The organism is Pseudomonas sp. P4_C3, assembly GCF_056402075.1.
In genome coordinates, this window is sequence record NZ_JBFUIC010000239.1 from 1 (window position 1) to 6,919 (window position 6,919).

General features: G+C 58.8%; 8 protein-coding genes. 5 read left to right on the plus strand and 3 right to left on the minus strand.

Translation table 11 applies throughout. The features are described from left to right. Positions 1 to 111: 111 nt before the first annotated feature. Both copI and queF read left to right on the plus strand, forming a co-directional pair. Positions 112 to 648, plus strand: a complete 537-nt coding sequence (gene copI / locus AC1DVH_RS24230; RefSeq protein WP_477755951.1) for a copper-resistant cuproprotein CopI — start codon at positions 112 to 114, stop codon at positions 646 to 648. A 61-nt stretch (positions 649 to 709) separates the two neighbouring features. Further along, the gene (gene queF / locus AC1DVH_RS24235) at positions 710 to 1,540 is read left to right on the plus strand and encodes an NADPH-dependent 7-cyano-7-deazaguanine reductase QueF (protein ID WP_477755952.1); all 831 of its coding nucleotides are present in this window, start codon (positions 710 to 712) and stop codon (positions 1,538 to 1,540) included. Positions 1,541 to 1,893: 353 nt separating this feature from the next. Here queF and AC1DVH_RS24240 read toward each other — a convergent pair whose 3' ends face one another. Then, positions 1,894 to 2,157: a DUF4404 family protein gene (locus tag AC1DVH_RS24240; protein ID WP_477755953.1), complete on the minus strand. Its 264-nt coding sequence runs from the start codon at positions 2,155 to 2,157 to the stop codon at positions 1,894 to 1,896. Positions 2,158 to 2,269: 112 nt separating this feature from the next. After that, on the minus strand, positions 2,270 to 2,890 hold the full coding sequence (locus AC1DVH_RS24245) for an HAD family phosphatase (protein WP_477755954.1): 621 nt from the start codon (positions 2,888 to 2,890) through the stop codon (positions 2,270 to 2,272). A 199-nt stretch (positions 2,891 to 3,089) separates the two neighbouring features. Here AC1DVH_RS24245 and AC1DVH_RS24250 point away from each other — a divergent pair, with 199 nt between their 5' ends. The 3 genes from AC1DVH_RS24250 to rssC all read left to right on the plus strand — a co-directional run bounded on the left by AC1DVH_RS24250 (position 3,090) and on the right by rssC (position 5,834). Further along, positions 3,090 to 3,779: an MlaA family lipoprotein gene (locus AC1DVH_RS24250; protein WP_477755955.1), complete on the plus strand. Its 690-nt coding sequence runs from the start codon at positions 3,090 to 3,092 to the stop codon at positions 3,777 to 3,779. A 391-nt stretch (positions 3,780 to 4,170) separates the two neighbouring features. Continuing rightward, positions 4,171 to 5,352 carry a two-component system response regulator RssB gene (rssB, locus tag AC1DVH_RS24255; protein WP_477755956.1) on the plus strand — a complete coding sequence of 394 codons (1,182 nt, stop codon included), beginning with the start codon at positions 4,171 to 4,173 and terminating at the stop codon, positions 5,350 to 5,352. Continuing rightward, positions 5,352 to 5,834 carry an anti-sigma factor antagonist RssC gene (gene rssC / locus AC1DVH_RS24260; RefSeq protein ID WP_477755957.1) on the plus strand — a complete coding sequence of 161 codons (483 nt, stop codon included), beginning with the start codon at positions 5,352 to 5,354 and terminating at the stop codon, positions 5,832 to 5,834. The genes rssB and rssC overlap by 1 nt, the downstream gene beginning before the upstream one ends. Before the next feature lie 122 nt (positions 5,835 to 5,956). Here the strand turns inward: rssC and tal are convergent, their stop codons facing one another. After that, a complete protein-coding gene (tal, locus tag AC1DVH_RS24265) occupies positions 5,957 to 6,883 on the minus strand; it encodes a transaldolase (protein ID WP_477755958.1) in 927 nt (308 codons plus the stop codon). Positions 6,884 to 6,919: the final 36 nt, after the last annotated feature.

Below are 6,919 nucleotides of genomic sequence, written 5' to 3' on the forward strand. Positions count from 1 at the left end.
GCGTTCATATAGGTCAACCTGACAAAGTTGTAATCTGGCTGTCAGGTTGCGGGCAGTGGCAGCAGTTTAGAGTTTTCCCCATGCTGAGCCTTATCTTGTTGGAGTATGACGATGTTTTTACGCAAGTCCGTGGCGCACATCCTGTGTTTGCTGGCGCTGAGTTCACCGGTGTGGGCGGACGCCGGGCATAGCTACGATTTCGGTCAGCCGGCCCCGGCGGCCAAGGCGACCCGCAGCATCGAGGTGGTGATGGAGGACATGTCCTTCACGCCGCAGGCCATCGACATCAAGGCCGGGGAAACCGTGCGCTTCGTGCTGGTCAATAAAGGCCAGTTGTTGCATGAGTTCAACCTGGGGGATGCGGCGATGCACGCCAGACACCAGCAGGAAATGTTGCAGATGCAGCAGAGCGGCATGCTGACGCCCACCGGCATGAAGGTAATGGACCACGGCAACATGGCCGGTATGGATCACGGTTCGATGGACCACGGCATGAAGCATGACGACCCGAACAGCGTGCTGGTGGAGCCGGGCAAGACCGCCGAGCTGACCTGGACCTTCAGCAAGGCCACCAGCCTCGAATTTGCCTGTAACATCCCCGGTCATTACGAGGCTGGCATGGTCGGCAAATTGACTGTCAGTCAGTAAGCACTCAAAGGCGGGAGCAAAGGCTGATAGAATCCGCTGATTCTTCAGTCAGGTTTCCGCCATGCATCCCGCAGCCGAACACTCGCCGCTGGGCAAGTCCAGCGAATACATCGCCACCTACACGCCGTCCTTGCTGTTCCCGATCCCGCGCACCGCGAAGTGGGCGGAACTGGGCCTGACGGCTGAAACCCTGCCGTATAAAGGCGTGGACTTCTGGAACTGCTTCGAGCTGTCCTGGCTGCTGCCGTCGGGCAAGCCGGTGGTGGCGATCGGTGAATTCAGCATTCCGGCGGATTCGCCGAACATCATCGAATCGAAGTCGTTCAAGCTGTACCTCAACTCCCTGAACCAGACGCCGTTTGCCGATACCGCGAGCCTTGAGGCGACGTTGGTCAAGGATTTGTCGGCGGCTGCCGGCAAGCCGGTGGGCGTGCGTATTCGCAGTCTCAAGGATGTCGAGAGCGAAGGCGTCGTGGCCTTGCCGGGCGTGTGCATCGACGAGCTGGATATCAGCGTCAGCAACTACGAGCATCCACGGCCGGAACTGCTGCGTTGCGATGATTCGCGCATTGTCGAGGAGAGCGTGCACAGCCATTTGCTCAAGTCCAACTGCCCGGTCACCAGCCAGCCGGACTGGGGCAGCGTGGCGGTGGAGTACCGTGGCGCGGCGCTGGATCACGCGAGCCTGCTCGAATACATCGTCAGCTTCCGCCAGCACTCGGACTTCCATGAGCAGTGTGTAGAGCGGATCTTCCTCGACCTGCAGCGGTTGCTCAAACCGGAGAAACTGACGGTGTATGCGCGTTATGTACGCCGTGGCGGGCTGGATATCAACCCGTACCGCAGCACCGAAGAGGTGCAGCTGCCGAACCATCGCCTGGTCCGTCAGTAACATCAAACTGTAGGAGCTGGCTTGCCAGCGAAAGCGGTGGTTCGGYCGACATATTAGTCGACTGGTAGATTGCCTTCGCTGGCAAGCCAGCTCCTACAAGGTTCAAGTTTCAAATTTCAGAAATGAAAAAGCCCCGCTATCGCCAGCGGGGCTTTTTTGCATCGTCCGTCAGTAACATCAARCTGTAGGAGCTGGCTTGCCAGCGAAAGCGGCGGTTCGGCCGACATATTAGTCGACTGGTAGATTGCCTTCGCTGGCAAGCCAGCTCCTACAAGGTTCAAGGTTCAAGTTTCGAATTTCAGAAATGAAAAAGCCCTGCTATCGCCAGCAGGGCTTTTTTGCATCAGGAGGGTTCAGATCCCCATGTTGGCCAAGGCCTGCCCGATGTTGCGCAGGGTGCCGGCAAGGGTAGGGTGTTCGAGTTCGAAGCGTTCCACGGCCAGGTTGACGCCATCGGCGAGGCTGGATCCCTGGGTTTTGGTTTCCAGCTCAAGTTCAAGTTCGATCTGTTCCATCAGCGCGTGCAGGTCAGCGCGCTCGGCTTCGGAAAGCGGAGGATTCTGTTCCAATTGCTCGCGCAGGGCATTGAGCTGTTCTTGCAGTTCGCGGGCGGGCATGGCGTTCTTCCTTCTTTAATCGATAGGCACTGGCATAGACCATGACAGAAGGCCAAAGGTCGATGCCTGACCTTTAGATTAATCCACTCGCGCGCAACCTGCATGATCTCGGTCAGGGCTTTTCGCCCTTGAGCCGACGCAAGCTGATATCGGCCAGGCAGGTGTCGAGTTCACCGAGGTGGTCAATCACCGAATGCACGCCCAGGCCGAACAGTTGTATCGTGGCCCTGGCGCGTTTGATGTCACGCCCCTGCGGGGTCAGCGCTTGCCATTCCTGAGGCGTCAATCCGCACAGCGAGCCGCAGGACGCCAGGCCGATGGTCCACAACCCGGCATTGAGCCCCGCTTGCAGCAGGCGGGGTTCGCCGCTCACCAGTACGCAGCCGTCGAGTCGCTCGACATTCAGGGTCATCAAGGCTTGCCAGCAGGCGTTCGGGGCGGGCCATGGGGTATTTGTTGCTAGATGTTGCGATTGCTTGATCCATTCAGGCAACGCAGCGGCCAGGGATTGGCTCAGGGCAGGGGGCAGCTCATCGAGCCAGGCGCAGGGGATTTGCCGGCGCTGCAAGCTGCGCAGGCTATCCAGTGCGCCGGGTGTGGCCTCGGCGTGTTCGGCCGAGTGGCTGCCGTGCCGGCGCGTGTGTGCGCCGAAATCCACCAGGCAGCCACTGAGACCGAACAGTACGGCGGTCAGGCTGGGTGCGGTTTGGGGCAAGGCTTCGGCGAGCGGCATGTGGACGTCCCTGAAATAGCCTGAAGGCTAGCGGGCGACGGTGACAGTTGAGTGACATGGACGTGAATCGCTCGCATTTTGCACGATTCCTTCGATGTGGATTTCGTGCAAAGTGCCTTAAACAGCGTTTACGTCTTATACTTGGCAACTTATTGCCCGGGCCAAGTGCCCGAGCCAGTACAAACCAAGGAGTTTTTCTATGCGCTGGAGCAATCATCTAGCCAGGATTTGTGTGTGCGCCAGTGTGATGCTGGTTCCGTTCGTTGCCCAGGCAGCCACGGAAGAGGATCCTTGGGAAAGCGTCAACCGCCCGATTTACAAGTTCAACGACGTGATCGACACCTATGCGCTCAAACCCCTGGCCCAGGGCTACCAGTACGTGACGCCGCAGTTTGTCGAAGACGGCGTYCACAACTTCTTTMRSAACATCGGYGATGTGCGCAACCTGGCCAACGATATCCTGCAGGCCAAACCTCGCGCCGCAGGCGTCGATACCGCACGAATCATTTTCAACACCACCTTCGGYTTGCTGGGCGTCATTGATGTCGGCACCAGAATGGGCCTGCAGCGCAATGACGAAGACTTCGGTCAGACGCTGGGTTACTGGGGGGTCGGCAGCGGCCCTTATTTGATGCTGCCATTCCTGGGGCCAAGCACCTTGCGTGATGCACCGTCCAGGTACGTCGACAGCTACACCGGCGCTTATCGTTACGTAAACGACATTCCGGTGCGTAACTCGTTCTTTGCCCTGGATGTCGTCGATACTCGCGCCAACCTGCTGTCGAGCGAGAGGCTGATCACCGGCGACAAGTACACCTTCATCCGCAATGCGTACTTGCAGAACCGTGAGTTCAAGGTGAAAGACGGTCAGGTTGAAGACGATTTCTGATCTCGACCGGTAAACTGAAAAAGGCGGCCATCAACAGGCCGCCTTTTTTGTCTGTGATGACCCGCATGCGGATGTAATCACGCTTTTCACTGTAGTCCCGGCCGGTTTGACTCGTGGGTTCGAACCTTCCATTGGGTTACGGATCTGCCTGTTCTTATAACTCTCGGTGATTTGACAAATAAAGACGTCAAGCGACCATCGGTGTGAGCTTGAAACGCCCCGCGGATGGGAGTACCGTCTGCGCCTTAGAAGGGCACCTCTGGTGTACAAGTGTGTAGGGCAAATGCCCGATAGCGGTGCGACAGAGAGGCTAGAAAGCGAATCCAGTAGTCAGCGCCGGGCCAAAGTCCCCGCCTGCTACGCCAACCTAATTCTGGCGCCGTTTGCCCACATGCCAAAAACCAGTGCCACGCTGCTGATAATCGATGATGACGAAGTAGTGCGCGCGAGCCTCGCCGCCTATTTGGAAGACAGTGGTTTCAGTGTCTTGCAGGCCAGCAATGGCCAGCAGGGCCTTCAGGTATTCGAGCAAGACAAGCCCGACCTGGTCATCTGCGATCTGCGCATGCCGCAGATGGGCGGACTCGAACTCATTCGCCAGGTGACCGGGTTGTCGCCGCAAACGCCGGTGATTGTGGTTTCGGGTGCGGGCGTGATGAACGACGCGGTCGAAGCCCTGCGCTTGGGCGCAGCGGACTACCTGATCAAGCCTCTCGAAGATCTGGCCGTGCTCGAGCACTCTGTGCGCCGGGCCCTGGATCGTGCGCGCCTGTTGCTGGAGAACCAGCGCTACCGCGAGAAGCTGGAAAAGGCCAATCGCGAGCTCGAAGCCAGCCTGAACCTGCTCCAGGAGGACCAGAATGCCGGTCGCCAGGTGCAGATGAACATGCTGCCGGTCAGCCCCTGGACCATCAACGAGTTCAAATTCGCTCACCAGATCATCCCGTCGCTGTACCTGTCGGGTGATTTCGTCGACTACTTCCGGGTCGACGAGCGCCGGGTAGCCTTTTACCTGGCGGACGTTTCCGGTCATGGCGCCTCTTCAGCCTTCGTCACCGTGCTGTTGAAGTTCATGACCACGCGCTTGCTGTTCGAGTCCCGGCGCAGCGGCACCTTGCCGGAATTCAAGCCTTCAGAGGTTCTTGGTCATATCAACCGGGGCCTGATCAGTTGTAAGCTGGGTAAACACGTCACAATGGTCGGTGGAGTCATCGACGAGGAGACCGGTTTGTTGACCTATAGCATCGGCGGTCATCTGCCGTTGCCAGTGTTGTACACGCCAGACAGTGTTCGTTATCTGGAAGGGCGTGGCCTGCCGGTGGGCCTCTTCAACGAAGCCACCTACGAAGACCACGTGCTGGAACTGCCACCGACGTTCAGCCTGACGCTGATGTCTGACGGTATTCTGGACCTTTTGCCAGAACCCACACTCAAAGAAAAAGAGGCGGCGTTGCCCCAACGGGTCAAGGCTGCGGGCGGCACCCTGGATGGGCTGCGGCAGGTTTTTGGATTGGCCACGCTAGGGGAGATGCCGGATGATATCGCCCTGTTGGTGTTGAGCAGGAATCTTTGATGAGTACTGGTAGAATCCAGTTCGCCGAGCAGGACGGCACCTTCGTCCTCAAGTTCGTCGGTGAAGTTCGCCTGACCCTGTGTTCGGCGTTGGATGCGACTATAGAGAAAATCTTCACCGCGAAGAATTTCAACGCGATCGTGATCGATTTGACCGAAACCCGCAGCATCGACAGCACCACCCTGGGCCTGCTGGCCAAGCTGTCGATCCTGTCGCGGCAACAGGTCGGCCTGCTGCCGACCGTCGTCACCACCCACGAAGACATCACCCGTCTGCTGCAGTCCATGGGCTTCGAGCAGGTGTTCAACATCGTCGACCAGCCGGTGCCATGCCCGGAATGCCTGGACGACCTGCCAGACCAGGATCAGTCCGAAGAAGTGGTGCGGATCAAAGTGCTTGAAGCGCACAAAATCCTCATGGGCCTGAACGACACCAATCGTGAAGCGTTCCATGATCTGGTGAATGCGCTCGAACGCCATTGATCCCCTGTAGGAGCGAGCTTGCTCCGGGCGGCGTTCCGACGATGGCGTCCGCAAGAACCCCGCATCAACAAAAAAGGGCGAACCTGTGAGGGTTCGCCCTTTTTGCATCACACCCACTCAGATCACAGCTTGGCCTGCAACAACGCCTCAAGCTTCTCCTGATCCCGCGCGAACTGACGAATCCCCTCAGCCAGCTTCTCGGTCGCCATCGCATCTTCGTTGGACAACCAGCGGAACTGCGCCTCGTTGAGGCTCAGGCGCGCTTCACCGGCATGGCCCGGCACCAGTTTGCGCTCCAGCTTGCCGGTATCCGCCGCCAGCTTGTCGATCAGGTCCGGGCTGATAGTCAGGCGGTCGCAGCCGGCCAGATGCTCGATCTGGCCCAGATTGCGGAAGCTCGCCCCCATGACCACGGTCTTGTAGTCATTGGCCTTGTAGTAGTTGTAGATGCGCGTCACCGACTGCACGCCCGGATCATCCGCGCCGGTGTAGTCGTTGCCGTTGGCTTTCTTGTACCAGTCGTAGATGCGGCCTACGAATGGCGAAATCAGGAACACCCCGGCATCGGCGCAAGCGGCTGCCTGGGCGAAGGAGAACAGCAGGGTCAGGTTGGTCTGGATGCCTTCCTTTTCCAGGATCTCGGCAGCGCGGATGCCTTCCCAGGTGGACGCGATCTTGATCAGCACACGGTCGCGGCCAATACCGGCCTTGTCGTACAGCTCGATCAGGCGATGCGCACGCTTCAACACGGCGTCAGTGTCGAACGACAGGCGTGCATCCACTTCGGTGGAAATACGGCCCGGGATCACTTTCAGGATTTCTTGCCCCACGGCCACGCCAAAACGGTCGCTGGCCAGGCCCACATCGCCCTTGCAGTCATTGACGCTGGCGTTCAGCAGCCCGGCATACGCCGGAATGGCCGCGGCCTTGAGCAGCAGGGAAGGGTTGGTGGTGGCGTCCACGGGTTTAACGCGAGCGATAGCTTCGAAGTCGCCGGTGTCGGCAACCACGGTGGTCATTTGCTTAAGTTGTTCCAGCTTGGAAGTCATGGGCGTGCTCTGTCCTATGGGTCTGATGACATTACC